Origin of the sequence: Siphonobacter curvatus, from assembly GCF_002943425.1 — a bacterium.
Taxonomy (GTDB): Bacteria; Bacteroidota; Bacteroidia; order Cytophagales; family Spirosomataceae; genus Siphonobacter; species Siphonobacter curvatus.
The window spans coordinates 1,388,940-1,409,289 of sequence record NZ_PTRA01000001.1 but is presented as its reverse complement, the minus strand read 5'-3'; the positions used below and the strand labels follow the sequence as shown (position 1 = coordinate 1,409,289).

Below are 20,350 nucleotides of genomic sequence, written 5' to 3'. Positions count from 1 at the left end.
CCGTCATTCTATGAATAGTTTGAAAAAAATACTCGGTTTCTGCTGGATTGCTCTGGGGCTATACATTGGCTACGACCGTATTGTAGACAGCCTGCATAAGATTGCCAGTCCGCAGCTCGATGACCGAATTTTTGGATGGGTCGTGCTGCTGGTACTTACCCCTATCATTGTCGCTGGCCTGGTCCTCTTTGGCTATTACTCCCTCAAGGGCGAGTACGACGAGCAGACGAATTGAATAGTTTTCAATCAAACTTCGAATACTAGCGGCGGGCGATATTCGTCCGCCGCTTTTTTGTAAGAAACGTCTTGATTCAAAAATTCCACTTTTACACCGTCTCTGAAGTTCTCGTACTATTTTTGAGCAAAAGAACGGAACCCCATGAACGAAAGGCTTCGGGGGCAATATCTGGTCATCGTCAGTATCCTGTTTGCTCTCATTCTTAATTTCCCGCTGCTTTCCTTATTTAATAAACCCATTCTCTGGATGGGCATACCGCTGCTATACTGGTATCTGTTTACCTGCTGGCTGGGACTGGTAGGCCTGATGTATTGGTACTGGACCCGACAAAATCATGAATAGTGGCTGGGTAGTAACGGTCTCGGTGATGTACCTGGGACTACTTTTTGGCATTGCGTACTGGGCCGAACGTAGCCACCGTACACGCCGCTGGGTGTCCAACCCCTGGGTGTATTCGCTTTCACTGGGTGTCTACTGCTCGGCCTGGGCCTATTACGGGTCCGTGGGAAGAGCCTTTACCAACGGGGTTGAGTTTTTATCGACGTATCTGGGCCCGACGCTGACGGCTCCGCTCTGGTGGATTATTCTGCGGAAAATCATCCGGATTTGTAAGGTACAACGCATCGCAACACTTTCGGATTTTGTGGCTTCGCGGTACGGGAAATCAGCCAATCTCGGGGCATTGGTGGCTTTTTTCTGCCTGATTGGCATCGTTCCCTACATTTCGCTCCAGCTAAAAGCCATTTCTACCAGCTTTGCCGTACTGGCCGAACTCCCCCGTACCGAAGAACTTACCAGCGATCTGACGCTGTACCTCGCCATCGGTCTGGGTATTTTCGTGATGCTGTTTGGGACGCGAAAAATTGAGGCAACCGAACAGCACGAAGGTATGGTTACGGCCATTGCCGCCGAATCACTGGTGAAAATGGTGGCTTTCCTGTTCGTAGGCATTTACGTTACGTTCGGCGTTTTCAATGGGTTTGGTGACATTTTCACGCAGGCTTCGCACAAACCAGCCTTACGCAAACTCTTTACTATCGATCCTAATGGCGGCTACGGCACCTGGTTTTGGCACGTCCTGCTATCTACGCTGAATATTCTCTTACTGCCCCGGCAGTTTCAGGTGTCGGTTGTGGAGAATACGGATGAACGTCACCTCAACCGGGCTATCTGGACCTTTCCGCTGTATATGATGGTCATCAACCTCTTTGTGCTGCCCATTGCGTTTGGTGGAGCCTTACTCTTTCAAAACCAGACGGTCAATGCCGACAATTACGTATTAGCCATTCCGCTGTATTTCGACAAAGAATGGCTGGCTCTGATTACCTACCTGGGCGGCTTTTCGGCGGCTACGGGCATGGTGATCGTAGAAACCATTGCTCTGAGTACCATGCTCAGTAACAGCGTCCTGATGCCTTACGTCCTGACGCAACCAACGCTTCGCCGCAAGATCGGGCCAAACCTGGGTCGTTTTCTAATCGGTGCCCGGCGGATTAGTATCCTGCTTTTGCTCGTCGCGGCGTATCTGTATTACTCCAAACTCGCCGGGCGATACCCACTGGTATCCATCGGGCAGGTATCGTTTACGGCGGTGGCTCAGCTGGCTCCGGCGGTACTGGGGGGTATTTTCTGGAAACAGGGCAACCGTTACGGAGCGACCGTCGGACTGATTCTGGGTTTCTCCGTATGGTTTTATACCCTGGTGATTCCTATGTTAGCCGAGGCTGGTTTCTTTCCGTTGAGTCTGAATACGGTGGGACCCTGGGGCATTGAATTACTGAAACCTTCCGCTTTGTTTGGACTGGAAGGCTTTGACCGTATTTCCCATGCTTTGTTCTGGAGCTTATCGATCAACGTACTTTCGTACGTACTGCTCTCGATTCGCCTGCCACAGACGTCCATGGAACACAATCAGGCCATCCTGTTCGTGGATATTTTCAAGTACTCGGAAGTCATCGAAAGTTCCACAATCTGGCGGGGTACAGCCTACATCCCGGATTTACAAAGTTTGTTGAGTCAGTTTTTTGGGAAGGAACGAACAACGCAATTGCTCGAACGCTTTGCCAATGAAAACGAGATCAACCTGAACTGGCAACGGGCTTCCCCCCAGCTGGTGAACTACGCCGAAAACCTACTGGCCGGGGTCATTGGCTCAGCTTCGGCCCGCTTGATGGTGGCCTCGGTGACATTGGAAGAAAAAATTTCCGTAGATGAAGTCGTGGAAATCCTGAAGGAATCGCAGGAATTGATTCTCACTAACCGACAGTTACGCCAACACCAGGCCGAACTCGAACGGGCGACTACCCAGCTTCGCCAAGCCAACGAACAGATGATCCGAACGGATCGGCTCAAGGACGACTTTCTGACGACGGTAACCCACGAACTGCGTACGCCCATTACCTCCATCAAAGCTCTGAGTGAAATCTTGCAGGACAATCCGGAGCTGGACATGGAGCAGCGGGATCAGTTTCTTTCGACCATCATTCGGGAATCTGACCGTCTGACGCGGCTCATCAGTCAGGTACTGGATCTGGAGAAATATGAGTCGGGGAAACATTTTTTGCGTACGGAAACGGTCCAACTGGCGGAAGTAATTCAGGAAGCCGTAGAAGCCGTCCATCAATTAGCCCTGGAAAAAGACGTCCAACTCGAAGTATCTTTGACAGAACCCCTACCGCCCCTGCAAGCCGACCGCGACAAACTGATGCAGGTACTGATTAACCTGCTCTCGAACGCGATTAAATATACGGAACGCGGCAAAGGATTGATTCAGGTTCTGCTCCGCCGCTCCGGCGATCAGTACGTATTGACGGTAGCGGACAATGGGCCCGGTATTGCGAGCGACTACCAACAACTCATTTTCGACAAGTTTTACCAGGCCGAAAACCAAACCATCCGCAAACCCAAAGGCAGCGGACTAGGGCTAGCGATTACCAAAAAAATCATAGAATTGCACCACGGAAGCATTTCGGTGGAAAGTCAGCCCGGTTCCGGAGCCCGTTTTACGGTGCAAATTCCGTTGTTAAAGGAGGTACGGGCGGAACATTAATCAAATTTTCCTGTTGTGGTATATCAATCATCCGGATGAACGCAGACCTGCGTCGTGATGAATTAACGCTCAGTGGTATGATGAAAATCTTAATTGTCGACGATGAACCCGGCATTGTCATGTCCCTGGAATTCCTGATGAAAAAGGAAGGCTATCAGGTATATATTGCCCGCGATGGAGCCGAAGCCCTCGATATTATTCACCAGGAGCAGCCGCAACTGGTACTACTCGATATAATGATGCCCAGCGTGGACGGCTATGAAGTCTGTCGGCAGGTGAAAGGCTCAGATCTGCTTCGGCAGACGAAAATTGTCTTCCTCAGTGCCAAAAGCAAAGAGAGTGACATTGAAAAAGGCCTCTCTTACGGAGCTGATCTATACTTGACCAAACCCTTCTCGACTCGTAACTTAATGGCCAAAGTTCAGGAACTTACGGCCTAAATCTATAGCCTTTCATCTTCCTTTTCCCCAATCGAATATCAGCAAAATACCTTTTTATCTATAGTATATTAGCGAGAAAAACTGCTTTTGTTTGATCCCTTCCGCGATTGCTTGTACTTTAGCCGCACAGTTCAGGTATTATTTTTAGTCCCTCTAAAATGATTACGAGCCATGAGTGCTATCCCCTTCCAGTTGCGGAGTTTTGACGAGTACAAAGAACTATATAGTAAGTCAGTAAACGACCCGGAAGGCTTCTGGGCCGAAATTGCGTCTAACTTTTACTGGCGGAAGCCCTGGATTAAAACGCTTCAGTGGAATTTCTCAGACCCGGACATCAAGTGGTTTGCGGGTGGTAAACTGAACATTACCGAAAACGCTCTTGACCGTCACCTGGCCGAGCGGGGCGATCAGGTAGCCATTATTTGGGAACCCAACGATCCCCACGAAGATTCCGTAAAAATCACGTATCGTCAGTTACACCAACGCGTATGCCGTTTTGCCAACGTTTTGAAAAAACAGGGCGTGAAAAAAGGTGATCGCGTGTGTATTTACTTACCTATGGTACCCGAGCTGGCGATTGCCGTACTGGCCTGTGCCCGTATTGGAGCCGTTCACTCAGTCGTATTCGGTGGTTTTTCTTCGCAGTCCATTGCCGATCGGATCAACGATGCTCAGTGTAAAGTCGTGGTAACCTCCGACGGAGCATACCGGGGTTCGAAAGAAATTCCGATGAAAGCTACCGTGGATGACGCTCTGGTTACTTGTCCTTCGGTGGAAACGGTACTCGTTATGACCCGTACCCGCACCCCTGTGTACATGCTCAAGGGCCGCGACCGCTGGTGGGAACAGGAAGAGAAGTACGTGACCAACGAATGCCCCGCTGAAGAGATGGATGCTGAGGATATGCTCTTTATTCTCTACACCTCCGGATCGACGGGCAAACCAAAGGGCGTGGTACATACGACGGGTGGGTATATGGTATACGCGGCGTACACGTTTGCCAACGTTTTCCAGTACCAGCCCGGTGAAATTCACTTCTGCACCGCCGATATTGGCTGGATTACTGGCCACAGTTATATCGTATACGGACCGCTTTGCTGCGGAGCCACTACGCTAATGTTCGAGGGCGTTCCCACCTTCCCCGACGCGGGTCGCCTTTGGGATATTGTCGACAAGCATTCCGTTAACATTCTGTATACCGCTCCTACGGCCATTCGTTCGCTGATGAGCTTTGGTTTGCAGTACGTTGAAAACAAAGATCTTTCGTCGCTAACCAAGCTTGGCTCCGTGGGTGAACCCATCAACGAAGAAGCCTGGCACTGGTTCCACGATCACATTGGGAAGGGGAAATGCCCCATCGCCGATACCTGGTGGCAAACCGAAACGGGTGGTCTGATGATTTCACCCATTGCCGGAATCACGCCCGAAAAACCTACGTTTGCTACGCTACCACTGCCGGGGGTACAACCCATGCTGGTAGACGAAAACGGCAAGGAAATTGAAGGCAACGGCGTATCGGGTAACCTCTGTATCAAGTTCCCCTGGCCGGGTATTCTGCGGACGACTTACGGCGATCACGAACGCTGCAAGCAAACGTATTTCAGTACCTACCCGAACCTGTACTTCACGGGTGACGGTTGTCTACGGGACGAGGACGGCTATTACCGCATCACGGGTCGGGTCGATGACGTACTGAACGTATCGGGTCACCGCATTGGTACGGCGGAAGTCGAAAATGCCATCAACATGCACTTGGGCGTAGTGGAAAGTGCCGTGGTGGGCTATCCGCATGACGTGAAAGGTCAGGGTATTTACGCGTATATCATTACGGAAGAACCGCTCGATGACGTCGATTTGACCCGCCGGGATATTCTGGCGACGGTATCTCGGGTGATTGGACCCATTGCTAAACCGGATAAAATTCAGTTTGTCAGCGGATTACCTAAAACGCGTTCGGGAAAAATCATGCGACGGATTCTTCGTAAAATTGCCGAAGGCGATACTGGTAACCTCGGAGACACCTCCACCCTGCTTGACCCCAATGTGGTCGAAGAAATCAAAAGTGGAGCCTTGTAATAAAGCCATTTTCAACTTCCCGAAAGCTTTAAAACTTTCGGGAAGTTTTCGTTTAAGACCTTTACGACCGATTTAGCGAGTATACTTACTATGTTCCGAAACTTCTCTTCACAAGCCCTGGAACGCATGGCCCTGCTGGAAAATCAGGACCGCATGGACCGGACGGATGGAACACCGCGTTCCCGCCGCTTACGCCAGATTAGCAAAGAAACCGGGCAATTTCTGGCCCTGCTGGCGGCCAATGCCCCGTCGGGAGAACTGATCGAAATCGGCACCAGTGCCGGATACTCAACCCTCTGGCTAGCCCTGGCCGCCCGCGAACGAGGCCAGCGGGTGAAAACCTTTGAACTCGACCCGGAAAAGTGCGAGATGGCCCGCGAAACGTTCCGTCTGGCGGGTATGGAGGATTTTATCGAACTCATTCCCGGTGATTTTCTCAGTCTGAGTGCTTCCCTGTCCGGCATTGCTTTTTGCTTTCTGGATGCGGAAAAGAGTCTATACGATCCCTGTTTCCAGCTTGTAGCTCCTCGCGTAGTCAAGGGCGGACTGCTTGTCGCAGATAATGCCATTGATCAATACGAAGGTATCAAACCCATGATGGATCGAGCCTTAGCGGATGAACAGTGGGACTGTCTGACCGTTCCGATTGGCAACGGCGAGTTTATCTGTCGACGTACGTAAATCCGGCGTATCTTTCTTTAAACAGGGCAATGGTCTTTCTTATTGGGAAAGACCATTGCCCTCTCTTGTTTCTATACCCGCATTTTTGCTTACAGGGTCTATTCTGCCACACATCTATTCTACATACCTCTGTTCCCAAAACCTGGGCACCTGACGCGTATACATCTGTACTTTTGAGGCATTGGTTCGGTTGTAAGCCCTTACAGATCTCCCATAGTATTGATTTTCCACGGTACGAGCACGGGAAAATCCCCCTTAGCACATTTGAAATCACATCTCATGAAAAAGCTTTTACTTCTTCTCACCTGTCTTCTTGGCCTTCAAACGGCCTGGGCTCAGTTTCCGATGGGGGGCGTTACTCCTCAGCGAAAAGCTATCCCCGGTACGGCTGACGACAATACGCCCAAAGGCAATTCCAAGATTACGGGTTTTGTCGTGGATTCAGCCCTTACTAAAGCCGTAGAATTCGCCAGCGTAGCCTTGGTCAATAAAGTAACTAACAAACCCGTCGATGGTACAGTAGCCGACGACAAGGGAAAATTTACCCTAAACCGCGTAGCCGCTGGCGAGTATAAATTGCTGTTTTCTTTCATCGGATACGAAAACAAGACCGTTGATGGCGTGATCGTCGCGAAAGGTCAGGATCTTGATCTGGGGGTTATTAAACTGGCTTCCAAAACCAAAACGCTGGAGGAAGTAACCGTTACGGGTCAAAAGGAACTCATCGAAGAAAAGGTAGACCGACTGGTGTATAACGCCGAAAAAGATATTATGGCGAAAGGTGGTGATGCCGCCGACGTCCTGCGGAAAGTACCCATGCTGACGGTCGACCTGGAAGGAAACCTTTCCCTTCGCGGCAGTCGGAACGTACGGGTTTTAATTAACAATAAGCCCAGTACCATCGTAGCCAGTAGCGTAGCGGATGCTCTCAAGCAAATTCCCGCGGATATGATCAAAACCGTGGAAGTAATCACCTCGCCCTCGGCTAAATACGATGCGGAAGGATCGGGCGGAATCATCAACATTATCACCAAGAAGAATACGCTGCAAGGTCTCAACCTGAACGTAGACGCTGGTGTAGGTAACCGGGGTTCTAACTTATCGCTGAACGGAAACTACCGCAAGGGTAAAATCGGGTTTAACCTGGGCGGCTTTGGCCGGGCTAACTATAACCTGAAACTACAGGGTTTTAACGATCAGACGAACTATACGGGTACCGGTTCAACGCGGACGTACCAAACGACGGATGGAGTTAACAGCGGCTTGTTCGGAAATTACAACCTGGGTTTTGATTACGACATTGCCAAGAATCAATCTCTTACGGCTGGCGTACGCTACGGAGCCCGGAACATGCTCAATGACCTGAATCTGAATACGCAGTCGTTTATTAATGACGTATTGACAGGTACGGTACGACGGGATGTAGATACGAAAAACCTGTCGGGTACGGTGGATGTGAACGTCGATTACCTGCACACCTACAAACCCCAGCAGGAATGGAGCATTTCTACCCAGTACAGCCGCAATGACCTGACCAATAATTTTGACGCGATCGAACGGAATGCTACGGAGGCAATGCTGAACCGGGAGAAAAACATCAACCATAACCTGAATCAGGAAATTACGCTGCAAACGGATTACCAGACGCCCCTCAAGAAAAACCAGATGCTGGAATTCGGAGCCAAGGGAATCATGCGTACCGTAAATAGCGATTACCAGTATCTGTACGGGAATGGCTCAGAACCGTTGACACAAAGTACCCGGCAACCTTCGGGAGCACTGGATTACAACCAGAGTGTGGCGGGTGGCTATGCTTCGTACACGCTGACGACGAAAAATCGGTATACCATCAAGGCCGGTACGCGTTACGAATACACAACGATTGAGGCTAGTACCCGGGAAGGCGGCGACATTAACATCCCTAATTACGGAAACCTGGTACCTAGTTTGAACGTTTCGAAAAGCTTTAAAGGTACGACCTTGAAACTGGGCTACAACCGCCGGATTCAGCGACCCGGCATTCAGCAATTGAATCCGAACATCAATGCAGCAAACCCGCAGAATATATCCATCGGTAACGCTTCTTTACGACCTGAATTGACGGACAACGTGGAATTAGGCGTTAGCAAAAACATTAAGAAGTTATTTGTGAATGCTAGCTTCTTTGGCCGTTTCACCGATCAAACCATTACCCAGGTCGTATCGGCTAACGATACACTCGCGGGTGGCGTATTGACTACCTATCAGAACATTGGCAGTGAGCGGGCCGTGGGTACGAACATTTTCGGTAATCTGGCCATTACCTCCAAATGGAACGTCATGCTGTTTTCGAATATCCTCTACTCCAACTTACGGGGCGTAGCCCGGGTTTCAGGTAGCGTTTCCGAACCCGTCAGCAACTCCGGTTTTAACGTAGGTGGTGGATTGAATACGCAGATTCAGTTCAAGAATGGCTGGGGTGCTCAGGCTTTTGGCTTCCTGCAAGGTTCGCAGGTGCAATTACAGGGTCGTACGGGTGGCTTTGCTTTCTACTCCGCGGGAGTTAAGAAAGATTTCAAAAATAAGAAAGGAAGCATTGGTATCGCCGGTGAAAACTTCCTGACCAAGAGCATCAACATTCGTACCGATCGTCGTTCTGCTCAATTCACGCAGCTGTCGGACATGCACATTTTCATGCGGGGCGTTCGTTTGACCTTTAGCTACAAGATTGGTAAAATGACCATGGATGCCCCCCGGAAAAAAGGTAAATCCGTCAATAATGACGACGTTAAATCGGGTGGTGAAGGCATGCAGGGCGGTACCCCCGCAACAGGCAGCGGTACTACCAGCCGACCTCGGTAAAGAATAAAGACTTACGAGTGATTAACTCCGCTATCGAAAAGAGATAGCGGAGTTTTTTTATGCCCTTAATCAAAGTATTAGCTTCATTGTCCTGATGCTAAGCTTAGTGAATTGGACAATGCATAGGTCCAGGTATTAAAACGCCCAGGAGGCTCATTTACCCGAAGCTACAGGTGCTACTCCATAGCGAATGCTAGAAACAAACCTGCCTTTTTTACTGGAAGCAATCGACCACGTCACAGACACGAAACCATGTTCGCCCCGATTATTCCATGACGGTTAAAAATTGGGGCCGAGCGTGGTATACCGTCAACCCTGAAGGGGTTCCATATCATTAGCCCCGTATGCCGTGCGGGGAACCTAAACAAAACTTCCCGAAAATCGGAAGCTTTCGGGAAGATACATAAACACTCGAAACTATTCTGAATCAATACTTCATCGGCAGGTGAATTTCGGCAATCATGCAGCGGGCCGAGCCACCCCCGTTGCCTTCAATGATGCTTAAGTCGGTATGTAAAATCTGGCAGTAATCATCCAGCGAATCAATTTGCCGGGCGGTCAGACTTTCGTAGGCCTTCGTAGACATCATCAGCACCTGCTCGCCTTTAGTCGTGCGTACCTGCAGCATATTCCCCGCAAAGTGTTTCATCTGTTCCAGAGAGATTTCAACCACCTGCCGACCCGAGGTTTCGAGCGAACTCCGGACCATAAACTTCTCGTCCGGATCCGGAATTGCGTCTAGACAAACGACGGCGAACAAATCCCCAATGCACATGAGGACGTTGGTATGATAAATGGGTCGTCCCATTTCATCTTCCGCATTGAACTTAACAACCTCGTAGTTCATTTGTAGAGCAAAGGCATCGAGTACTTCTTCGTGCGTCCGGGGCGAGAGGCAGGCGTACGCAATTTTGTACTTGCGGTCCAGCACCATCGAACCCGTTCCTTCCAGAAACTTCCCTTCGTTTTCAAACGCCGTCAGGTCCACGCGACGATTGATGTAAAACTGCTCTTCGATTTTACGAAGAATATCCTCCCGGCGTTCGAGTCGACGGTTTTCCGCCTGCATGGGATACGTAATCACTGTTCCGTTGAAGTGAAAACTGACCCAGTTGTTCGGAAAAATAGAGTCGGGTGTATGCGGCTCCTCTGTATCATCAATTACCAGTACGTTCATTCCTTTGGCCCGCAGCAACCGTACCATTTCGTCGAATTCTTCGAGGGCTTTGGCTTGAGCAATGGCCTTCGTCTGATCGGCTATGCTTAGGCTCTGAAAGGCGTTAGACGACGCCGTCTGTTCGTTGAACCCGAAGCGTACGGGCCGGATCATTAATAAATTAGAGGTGGACTGTGTTCTCATGGTTTGCGTTTGCCTGTAATACAGAAAGGCTCGTTTCAGGTACTAGGATTACTACGTTCTTAAAATGGGCATCGACATGCAGTGCGAGCCGCCGCGAGCCCGGGATAATTCGGCACTGGGTAACAAAATAAACGTGTCCGTCAGGGTTTCGGGCGAGCTGAGGCCTTCTTCAAATTCATGGATCAGATCCGCGGCCCGAATAATCCGAAAGCCCTTCTGCCGAAACGCTTCCAGTGTTTTATCGTTCCGGTCGTAACCAATCACTACGCCTTCTTTTAATGCTAATAGGTTACAAGAGTCGGTCCACTGCTCGCGGGCTCCGTAAGGGAACTCGTTATTGCCCGAAAAAATAAAGGTAACCTCTTCTTCGCGACAGCCCAGATCTTCTACGCTAATCTGCGTGAGCAGTTCTTCCAGGCTGGCGAGTTCTTTGGGCGAAGTACCATCTTTATAGAACTGAACAATCTTTACATCTTCGTCCGCTTTGGGCGGAATGAGTCCGCTCATGGTCGGATCAATCTGATCCTCCGCGTGCCGACCCTGTTTCAGTAGCGAACCCAGTACCACCCAAACATTTTTCTTGACCTGCGTACAGACCGTGTCCAAGTGCATGTAATCCCGCTTGAATGGAATCCGGACGACCGTAATTTTATCAACTACATTTTTTTCGAACAAAATCTTAATCGACTGCTGAGCCGCAAAAACGGTCGTTCGCTCCGATACTCCAATGACGAGGTGATTGGGAGCCACCATCATCACATCCCCGCCTTCGAGCGTGGTCTTGTTGTAATTTTTCTCGTTGTCGGGCAGGAGAAAGTACAACTCATTGTCGGGCAACTCGATGATTTTTCCGCGTAGGGGTTCAAAAATCGGGTGCGTATAGAAAATGTACTGAGCCAGCAGAGCTTCTCGGGTACGGGCCTGTTTGGCCGGTTTGTTCAACAGCAAATGGTCATTGATGGTGATGCCAATATCCCGCGTAAAAATAAGATTGGGTACGGGAGAAAAGAGCATTTCTCCGCTGGGTGTAGTCCCCGAAATCAGCGTTTTCGCCAGGTCTACGGGCGATAACTCATTTAATTCGGCCTGGGTGCTGTACCACTCGTGCTCCACGGCACAAATCGCCGCAATGAGCTTGGTCTTGATGGCTTCCTGTTCCAGAATATCGGCCAGTAGTTTCTGGAACTCAATGACTTTGTCGGAATTGAAATACTCCGGGTGATCGGGTTTATAGAATGAACGTTTCGGATCGGCGTCAATCTGGGCAATCTTTCCCTTTACTTTTTCCGGATCCAGAAAGTATAGCAGAATTTTTACGTAATAATCGTACTCATCTTTCCGCATGGTATCCAGATGGACGATATCCTCGAAAAGCCAATCCTGAGCTTTGGAAGGCACCACCTTCCCTAACCCGGAATCGGGACTGTGAATGAGTAGCCGCTGAAGCGTGCCTACTTCACTGGCGACAAAAATGGGTTGCATACGGTTTACTAGTTTGGGGTTTCACTCGGGAGTTACTATCGATCCATTGCGTCCGTAAACGCGGGCTTCGTTTGCCTATTCATCGACCATTCTCCCCGCAAAACTTGATTACTCGGGCCGCAAGATAGAGGCTTCCCGGACACTTCAAAAACAAGAAATTTGGCCTTTCGTGCCAAAACAGGCCCTATTTCGTTTAAACCCAGAAAAAAAATTCAAATCCCTTTTTCTTCCCTTTCCCAAAGAGAACCAATCCGTTGAAAAGCAAGTTATCCCTTCACATACAGCATTCTTTTGCGGAAGAACCTGTACCTTTGCACTTTGAAACATTTACCTTGACATAGCAGCTATGCTTAAAATAGAGAACCTTCAGGCATCCATTGGAGAGAAGCAGATTCTGAAAGGCATCAATCTCGAAGTGAAACCCGGTGAAGTTCACGCCATTATGGGACCCAACGGCTCGGGCAAGAGTACGCTGGCCTCTGTACTGGCTGGACGCGAAGACTACGACGTAACCGGAGGCACGGTCCAATTTGATGGCAAAGATCTGCTGGAACTGGCTCCCGAGGAACGGGCCGCAGAAGGCATTTTTCTCGCATTTCAGTATCCGGTAGAAATTCCCGGCGTTTCGACGACGAACTTTCTGAAAACGGCTCTTAATGAAATCCGTAAATACCGGGGCGAGGAACCCCTGGATGCCGTCAGCTTCCTCAAACGCATGAAGGAAAAGATGAAACTGGTCAATATCGATCAGTCTCTGCTGAGCCGTTCACTCAACGAGGGCTTTTCCGGCGGTGAGAAAAAACGGAATGAAGTATTCCAGATGGCGATGCTCGAACCCAAACTGGGTATTCTGGATGAGACGGACTCCGGTCTGGACATCGATGCCCTGCGTATTGTCGCTGAAGGCGTAAACACCCTACGCGATGGCGAGCGTTCGTTCATTGTCGTTACGCACTACCAACGCTTACTCGATTATATCGTTCCTGACTTCGTACACGTGCTTTACAAAGGCCGTATCGTGAAATCCGGCACGAAAGAACTGGCTCTGGAACTGGAAGAAAAAGGCTACGACTGGATCAAGGCAGAAGTGGATGCTCTGGTCTAACCCAAGCGTACGCTTTCGTCGAGTTTATTTCTAAACGTGTTATTCATTCGAATTCGTTACGAATGACGATCCACCAACTTTAATGACTACTCCGATTGATTTTAAAGCCCAGTTGATTGCCGAGTTTCAGTTGAATGAAACGCGTATGAACGGCGAAAGTCGCAGCTCGCTACACCAGCGGCGGCGGCAGGCCCTGACGCGTTTTGAGCAGCTGGGATTCCCAACGATCAAGCACGAAGAGTGGAAATATTCGAACGTTAAAAATCTGGTCAATCAGGCATTTAATATTACGCCGGTGGCCTCTATTACGGACGAAGATCTGGTTTCCCTCCAAATACCGAACCTGGCAGGAAATATTCTTTACTTTATAAACGGACAGTATCAGCCCCAGCTTTCGACGATTGTTTCGCCGTCGGAAGAAGTGGAGATTCTGCCCTTTACCGAAGGATACAAAAAGTATCCCGAACTGGTAGAAAAACATTTTGCCCAGTATGCCGACGATTCCAAAGATGCCTTCACGGCTCTGAATACGGCGTTTGCTCAAAATGGAGCATTCATTTACGTACCCAAAGGCAAAGTGGTTGAAACGCCGATTATTCTCCGTTTCATTTCCGACGCCCGTACCGAGAATGTAGCCATTCAGCTCCGCAACCTGATTATCGTTGGAGATCGGGCGGAAGTGAAAGTGGCAGAATCATTCCGTACGCTGGGTGAGTTTTCTTCCTTTACCAATACGGTGACTGAAGCATTTGTGGGTGAAGAAGCTCATTTCGATCACTACAAGGTTCAGGACGAAACGCAGAAAGCCTATCACATCGGCACTACGCAGGTACAACACAGCCGGGCCAGCCAGACGCACGATACAACGGTAACGCTCAACGGCGGCTGGGTACGGAACAACCTGAATCTGGTCCTGAACGGTGAACACGTAGAAGCTCACTTGAATGGCCTGTATCTGCCCAACGGCAGACAGCACATCGATAACCATACGCTGGTTGATCACGCCATGCCCAATTCGTACTCGAACGAATTGTACAAAGGCATCATCTTTGATCAGGCTACGGGTGTTTTCAACGGCAAAATCTTCGTACGCGAGGATGCTCAGAAAACCAATGCCTACCAGAGCTGTAAGAACGTACTGGCTTCTCCCGAAGCTACGATGAATACCAAGCCCCAGCTGGAAATCTACGCCGACGACGTGAAGTGTTCGCACGGTACGACGACGGGTCAGATGGACGAAGAGGCTCTTTTTTACCTGCAATCCCGCGGAGTTCCCAAAGAAAAAGGACGGGCTCTGCTGATGCTGGCCTTTGCCGAAGACGTGGTCGAACGAATCAAAATTCCGGCCATTCGCGAGTACCTGGAAAACGCCCTCGCCAAGAAAGTAGGCGAAGTGTAATCTATTGGCATACGGTAACAAACGGACCGAAACGATGGCTTGTGTTATTCACCCTTCGTTTCGGTCGTTTTTTTAGATTCGCTTTTTTCCGAAAGTGAATGCGTAGTTTCCACGCCCAACCGAAACTCTTTTCCTAAAATCTTGATTATATCTAAGATTGACGGAGAAACGATTCCCACCATGATGACCACAACCTCCACGATTCCTTTTGACATCGAACGCATACGAGCTGACTTCCCGATTCTGGATCAGGAAATCAATGGCCGTAAGCTGGTCTATTTCGATAACGCCGCGACTACGCAAAAGCCGATTCCAGTGATTGAAGCGTTGATGAATTACTACCGGGGCTACAATGCCAATATTCACCGGGGTATTCACACGCTGGCGGAAAAAGCGACGGCTGATTTTGAGGCCTCACGTCGGGCCGTTCGGGATTTTCTGAACGCTCCTTCGGCGGAAGAAATCATCTTCACGTCAGGTACGACCATGAGTATTAACCTTGTGGCTCAGACCTACGGACGGCACTTTCTCAAAGAAGGCGACGAAATTATCATTTCCGGACTGGAGCACCACTCCAACATCGTTCCCTGGCAAATGCTGGCGGGCGAAAAAGGCTTGACCATCCGGGCTATTCCCGTACTGGAAAATGGTGAACTCGATCTCTACACGTTCGAGGGTATGCTCTCCGAACGCACGAAGATTGTAGCCGTCAACCACGCTTCCAACTCCCTGGGAACGGTCAATCCCGTCAAAGAAATCATTGCCAAAGCTCACGCGGCCGGTGCCGTGGTTCTGATTGACGGAGCCCAGGCCAGTAGCCACCTTGACATCGATGTTCAGGACCTGGACGCGGATTTCTACGCTCTTTCAGCTCATAAAATCTACGGTCCGACCGGACTGGGTGTGCTGTACGGAAAACGGGCTTTACTCGAAGCCATGCCCCCCTACATGGGCGGTGGAGAAATGATAAAGGAAGTAACGTTCGAGAAAACGACGTACAACGACCTGCCCTACAAATTCGAAGCTGGTACTCCCAATATCGCCGATGTAGTAGCCCTGAAAGCGGCGATTGACTACATCACCAAGATTGGCAAACCGAACATCGCGGCTTACGAACATCAGTTGCTGCAATACGCGACCGAGCAAATTGGTCAGATGGACGGCATTCGGCTGATTGGTCAGGCGAAGGAAAAAATTTCGGTACTGTCTTTCGTACTGGAAGGCGTGCACCATCAGGACATTGGGATCATTCTCGATCAGCAGGGCATTGCCGTGCGGACGGGTCACCACTGTACGCAACCTGTCATGGACCGTTTCTGCATTCTCGGAACGACCCGTGCCTCGTTTGCGATGTACAACACGATGGAAGAAATCGATAAATTAGTCGCCGGTTTGCAGCGAGTGAAAAAGCTCATGGCGTAACTTAGTTGATGGTTATTGGTTGTTCGTTGATGGTTTCCACTGATTCGATCAACTTAAAACTACCAACCACTATCAACCAACAACTACCAGATATGACGATTAACGAAACCCAGGACGAGATCATCGAAGAGTTTGAATTGTTCGACGATTGGGAAGGGAAATACGAATACATCATTGACCTCGGCAAAAAACTGACGCCTCTGGACGAGCAGTATAAAACCGAGGATCATATCATCAAAGGCTGTCAGAGCCGGGTATGGCTCCACGCAGAACTGCAGGGCGACCGAGTTATCTTTACGGCTGACTCCGACGCAATTATCGTCAAAGGTCTGATTTCCATGCTAGTGCGGGTATACTCGGGTCATACACCCGATGAAATCGTCAATTCCGATCTGTACTTCATGGAAAAAGTAGGTTTACAGCAACACCTGGCCCAAACTCGCTCCAACGGTCTGGCCTCCATGGTCAAGCAAATGAAAACCTACGGTCTGGCGTTTAGTGCCTTACAGAAGAACTGATTAGTCTTCAGTTTTCGGTTGGCAGTTTTCAGTTTATACGAGAAAACTGAAACGCAAGCTACTGAAAACTGAAAACCATAAACTGAAAACTAAAAATGACTGAATCCGAATTACGGGACAAGGTAGTAGCTGCCCTGAAGACCGTATATGACCCTGAAATTCCCGTGGATGTTTACGAGCTGGGTCTGATTTATGACATTAAAATCTTTCCGGTTAATAACGTTTATGTACTCATGACGCTCACTTCTCCGGCTTGTCCTTCCGCGGGTGAAATTCCGGGAGAGGTTGAACAGAAAGTACGCGAAATCGAAGGCGTATCCGACGTATCCGTTGAATTAACGTTCGATCCTCCGTACAGTCAGGACATGATGTCGGACGTCGCCAAATTGGAGTTAGGATTCATGTAGCATAGTTTATAGTTGTTAGTTTTAGGTTGTTTGTTGCTAGTAAATCAGGCAACTAGTAGCAACCATTAACAAACAACCAGCAACTATAAACCAGTATCAATCAACCAATAAAAGTCTAATCACTTAATAAATCATCAAGCAATGTCAATGTACCCTGCTGAATTAGTACTGCCGATGCGAATGGATATCGCGGAAGGTGGATTCAAAGAATTACACACGGCTCAAGAAGTAGACCAAACGATGGCGGAAGCCGAAGAAGGTACTACGCTGGTATTCATTAACTCCGTATGTGGTTGCTCGGCCCGTACCGCTCGTCCCGGTGTGAAATACGCCGTGAATAACTCTCAGTTCAAACCCGATCGTTTGGCGACGGTTTTTGCAGGTGTGGATATGGAAGCTACAGCGAAAGTTCGGGAGTACACGTTACCTTACCCCCCCAGCTCACCCGCCATTGCTCTGTTCAAAGACGGTGAACTGGTACACTTTGTCGAACGTCACCACATTGAAGGTCGTCCGGCTGAAGTGATTGCTCAGCACCTGGAAATGGTTTTCGAAGAATTTTGCAGCCCTGCTGAAGCCTAAGAAAATCAACGCCTCTGGCGGATAAAATAAAAATAAGCCCTTCTGAGTTAATATCGGAAGGGCTTATTTTTTGCTGGGAAGTGTTTAACTTCGCCCCATCCGCCCATTGGCAGGTCTATTACGCACGCATGAAAAAAATACGCGTCTTTTTCAGTACGCTCTGGAAAATCATTACGTTTCCCTTCGTCTGGATCTTTAGTAAGCTCTGGAGCCTGATTCGTATGCTGCTGGTACGAATCATCGGACAACCCTATGTACGCTTCGAAACCAACGTATCCGACTTCTGGCTACACCGGGTCCGGGCTCCGTACCGGGCCTTCCGCCGCAGGCATCCCTGGCCAGGTCGCATTGCCAGTTTTGGTATCAATCTTATCGTTTTGCTGCTGGTATACTGGTTTGTACTGGAAACAAATTTCCTGTACCTCACCGGCGAAACGCCCAGTACCGAAGAGCTCGCCAACCCTGACCTGGCCGTAGCCTCCGAAATTTATACGGCGGATGGAAAACCCATCGGACGTTTCTTTACGGAAAACCGTACCCCCGTACGGAACTTTGATGAACTCCCCAAGCACCTCATTGATGCCCTGATCGCTACCGAAGATGCCCGTTTCTACGAGCATGGCGGTATTGACTGGACGGCCATGGGTCGCGTGGCGTATGGGGTCGTTACTGGTAATCAACGCGGTGGTGGTTCGACCATTACTCAACAAGTCGCGAAAAACCTGTTTAAAATCCGTAAGAAGCAGGGCATTGCCCGGAAAGGCTTACTCGGCTCCATACCCGTTTTTGGTTTGTTTGTCATTAAATCGAAAGAATGGCTTACGGCTATGAAACTCGAACGGCAGTACTCCAAACAGGACATTCTGCTGATGTATTTCAATACGGTCGATTTCGGCTCTAACACCTACGGAGTTCGAACGGCGGCCCGCGTTTACTTTGGCAAACAACCCCAGGACCTGAGTGTACAGGAAGGTGCGGTACTGGTCGGTCTTCAGAAAGCAACAACTACCTATAACCCGTTTCTGAATCCGGAACGATCCAAGGAACGCCGGAACGTGGTACTCGCTCAGATGGCCAAGTACGGCTACCTGACCGCCGCTCAGTCGGATTCCATTGCAGGCCTCGATCTGGGTGTGCGTACCGACCGCGAAAAAGCCTTGCAGGAAGAAGAAGCCGTGGGTTATGAAGGCTACTTCAAGAAATACATTGCCGAAGCCGTGGCCAAGTGGGCCGAAGCCAACGACGAACGCGTGGATTTGTACACCGATGGTCTGAAAATCTACACGACGATCGACTCCCGCATGCAGTCGGATGCTATCAAGGCTCTGGTTAGCAACATGCGGAAAACCCAGCGGGAATTTAAAGGTCACTGGGGCTCACGTAATCCCTGGATTTACGAGAATGGTCAGGAAATCCCTAACTTCCTGGACTCTGCAGCGAAACGCACGGAAGCCTATAAGGCCCTGGCCAAACGCTACCCTAATCAACCCGATTCCGTCTGGTATTATCTGAAAAACAGAAAACATCCGGTACGCGTCTTTGCCTGGAATGACAAAGCCCGGACCGATGACGAACCGCAGATTACCCGTACTGAACAGGAATTTTCCTCCCTGGATTCTCTGTCGTACTACAAACGGATGCTACAGGCGGGCATGTTCGCCATGGATCCCCAAACGGGCTATATCAAGGCCTGGGTGGGTGGTCTGGACTACAACTATTTCAAGTACGATCACGTACGGCAGGCCAAGCGTCAGCCCGGTTCGACCTTTAAGCCGATTATGTACTGTTCGGCGATTGATGGCCCCCGGAATTTGAGTCCCTGTTATCAGGTGAAAGATCAGCCATTTACGAAAGTGTACGAAGAAAAGGGTGAAGTCAAAAAATGGTCGCCCCAAAACGCGGAAGGCTATTTCACCTATCGTGACATGACGTTACGCGAAGCCATGGCCCGTTCCATCAATTCGGTGGCCGCCCAAGTAACGGATCTGGTTACGCCCGATACGGTAGCCATGTACGCCCATAAGCTGGGGATCAAGAGCCGGATTCAGCCCGTTCCTTCGGTAGGTCTGGGTTCGGAGGACGTGTCTTTGTACGAAATGGTACAGGCCTACGCTACGTTCCTCAACGGCGGGTTCCGGATTGAGCCGCAACTCGTCATCCGCATTGAAGATCGCGATGGCGAAGTACTGGCCGACTTCAAAGATACCGCTGTGAAAAACCGTACGCAGGTAATTCGTCCGGAATCAGCTTTTCTCTTGCGTAACATGTTGCAGGGTGGTATCACGGGTGGTGGTACTTCCTCGCGACTGCTTTGGCAATTCAACCCTAAAGGCGTATCGCGACAGACGCTGTACGATTCTTTCGGGGGTAAGACGGGTACCACGTCCAACTATTCCGACGGCTGGTTCATGGGCGTAACCACCGATCTGGTGACGGGCGTCTGGGTCGGCGGGGATGACCGAAGTATTCACTTTAAAGGTCGACGCGGGGAAGGGGCTCAAACGGCCTTGCCAATCTACAAAGATTTCATGCTGCGTATTCTGAATAGCGGGGCGTATATCCTTAAACCATTCCCAACTGAACAGGAGTTGAACCTGATTGTTACGAAGGAATATAAATCCTGCCAGACTTGGTACGCTCCGATTCAAAGTGATACCACGAATTACTTTGAAAATGATTCGCTGGAAGATCTCTTTGCTCCCCCCATCGTGGAGCCCAGACCCGACAGTACCCTGAATTTTAATTAAACG

The 20,350-nt window shown here is 49.7% G+C and carries 16 protein-coding genes; 14 read left to right on the top strand and 2 right to left on the bottom strand.

Features of this window, described 5'->3' with window-relative positions; translation table 11 throughout:
* The first annotated feature begins 10 nt into the window (after nt 1–10).
* The 7 genes from C5O19_RS05595 (at nt 11) to C5O19_RS05565 (ending at nt 9,325) form a co-directional block, all read left to right on the top strand.
* Nucleotides 11–235, top strand: coding sequence for a DUF6814 family protein (locus tag C5O19_RS05595; RefSeq protein WP_104710383.1), 225 nt, complete (start codon nt 11–13; stop codon nt 233–235).
* A 144-nt stretch (nt 236–379) separates the two neighbouring features.
* Entirely contained in the window at nt 380–580 is a 201-nt protein-coding gene (locus C5O19_RS05590) for a hypothetical protein (RefSeq protein WP_104710381.1), read from the top strand.
* Nucleotides 573–3,287 (top strand): sensor histidine kinase, encoded by a 2,715-nt coding sequence (locus C5O19_RS05585; protein WP_104710379.1) that lies wholly within the window; start codon nt 573–575, stop codon nt 3,285–3,287. Before C5O19_RS05590 ends, C5O19_RS05585 begins: the two co-directional genes overlap by 8 nt.
* Before the next feature lie 77 nt (nt 3,288–3,364).
* Complete coding sequence (locus C5O19_RS05580; RefSeq protein ID WP_102201832.1) at nt 3,365–3,727, top strand: response regulator transcription factor; 363 nt, start codon at nt 3,365–3,367, stop codon at nt 3,725–3,727.
* Nucleotides 3,728–3,898: 171 nt separating this feature from the next.
* Nucleotides 3,899–5,803: an acetate--CoA ligase gene (acs, locus tag C5O19_RS05575; RefSeq protein WP_104710378.1), complete on the top strand. Its 1,905-nt coding sequence runs from the start codon at nt 3,899–3,901 to the stop codon at nt 5,801–5,803.
* Between the two features lie 90 nt (nt 5,804–5,893).
* A complete protein-coding gene (locus C5O19_RS05570; RefSeq protein WP_104710376.1) occupies nt 5,894–6,484 on the top strand; it encodes an O-methyltransferase in 591 nt (196 codons plus the stop codon).
* Nucleotides 6,485–6,763: 279 nt separating this feature from the next.
* Nucleotides 6,764–9,325 carry a TonB-dependent receptor domain-containing protein gene (locus C5O19_RS05565; RefSeq protein ID WP_104710374.1) on the top strand — a complete coding sequence of 854 codons (2,562 nt, stop codon included), beginning with the start codon at nt 6,764–6,766 and terminating at the stop codon, nt 9,323–9,325.
* A gap of 427 nt (nt 9,326–9,752) precedes the next feature.
* Here C5O19_RS05565 and ctlX read toward each other — a convergent pair whose 3' ends face one another.
* On the bottom strand, nt 9,753–10,685 hold the full coding sequence (gene ctlX, locus C5O19_RS05560; RefSeq protein ID WP_104710372.1) for a citrulline utilization hydrolase CtlX: 933 nt from the start codon (nt 10,683–10,685) through the stop codon (nt 9,753–9,755).
* 51 nt (nt 10,686–10,736) lie between these two features.
* Nucleotides 10,737–12,167 carry an arginine deiminase family protein gene (locus C5O19_RS05555; protein WP_104710370.1) on the bottom strand — a complete coding sequence of 477 codons (1,431 nt, stop codon included), beginning with the start codon at nt 12,165–12,167 and terminating at the stop codon, nt 10,737–10,739.
* A 346-nt stretch (nt 12,168–12,513) separates the two neighbouring features.
* Between C5O19_RS05555 and sufC the strand changes: the two genes are divergently transcribed.
* The 7 genes from sufC (at nt 12,514) to C5O19_RS05520 (ending at nt 20,347) form a co-directional block, all read left to right on the top strand.
* On the top strand, nt 12,514–13,272 hold the full coding sequence (gene sufC / locus C5O19_RS05550; protein WP_094808757.1) for a Fe-S cluster assembly ATPase SufC: 759 nt from the start codon (nt 12,514–12,516) through the stop codon (nt 13,270–13,272).
* An 82-nt stretch (nt 13,273–13,354) separates the two neighbouring features.
* Nucleotides 13,355–14,671: a Fe-S cluster assembly protein SufD gene (gene sufD / locus C5O19_RS05545; protein ID WP_102201563.1), complete on the top strand. Its 1,317-nt coding sequence runs from the start codon at nt 13,355–13,357 to the stop codon at nt 14,669–14,671.
* A 183-nt stretch (nt 14,672–14,854) separates the two neighbouring features.
* The gene (locus C5O19_RS05540) at nt 14,855–16,093 is read left to right on the top strand and encodes a SufS family cysteine desulfurase (RefSeq protein ID WP_394341780.1); all 1,239 of its coding nucleotides are present in this window, start codon (nt 14,855–14,857) and stop codon (nt 16,091–16,093) included.
* A 92-nt stretch (nt 16,094–16,185) separates the two neighbouring features.
* Nucleotides 16,186–16,611, top strand: coding sequence for a SufE family protein (locus C5O19_RS05535; protein WP_104710366.1), 426 nt, complete (start codon nt 16,186–16,188; stop codon nt 16,609–16,611).
* 95 nt (nt 16,612–16,706) lie between these two features.
* Nucleotides 16,707–17,018 carry an SUF system Fe-S cluster assembly protein gene (locus C5O19_RS05530; RefSeq protein WP_104710363.1) on the top strand — a complete coding sequence of 104 codons (312 nt, stop codon included), beginning with the start codon at nt 16,707–16,709 and terminating at the stop codon, nt 17,016–17,018.
* Between the two features lie 147 nt (nt 17,019–17,165).
* On the top strand, nt 17,166–17,600 hold the full coding sequence (locus tag C5O19_RS05525) for a BrxA/BrxB family bacilliredoxin (protein WP_102201566.1): 435 nt from the start codon (nt 17,166–17,168) through the stop codon (nt 17,598–17,600).
* A gap of 128 nt (nt 17,601–17,728) precedes the next feature.
* A complete protein-coding gene (locus C5O19_RS05520) occupies nt 17,729–20,347 on the top strand; it encodes a penicillin-binding protein 1A (protein ID WP_104710361.1) in 2,619 nt (872 codons plus the stop codon).
* The last annotated feature ends 3 nt before the right edge of the window (nt 20,348–20,350 follow it).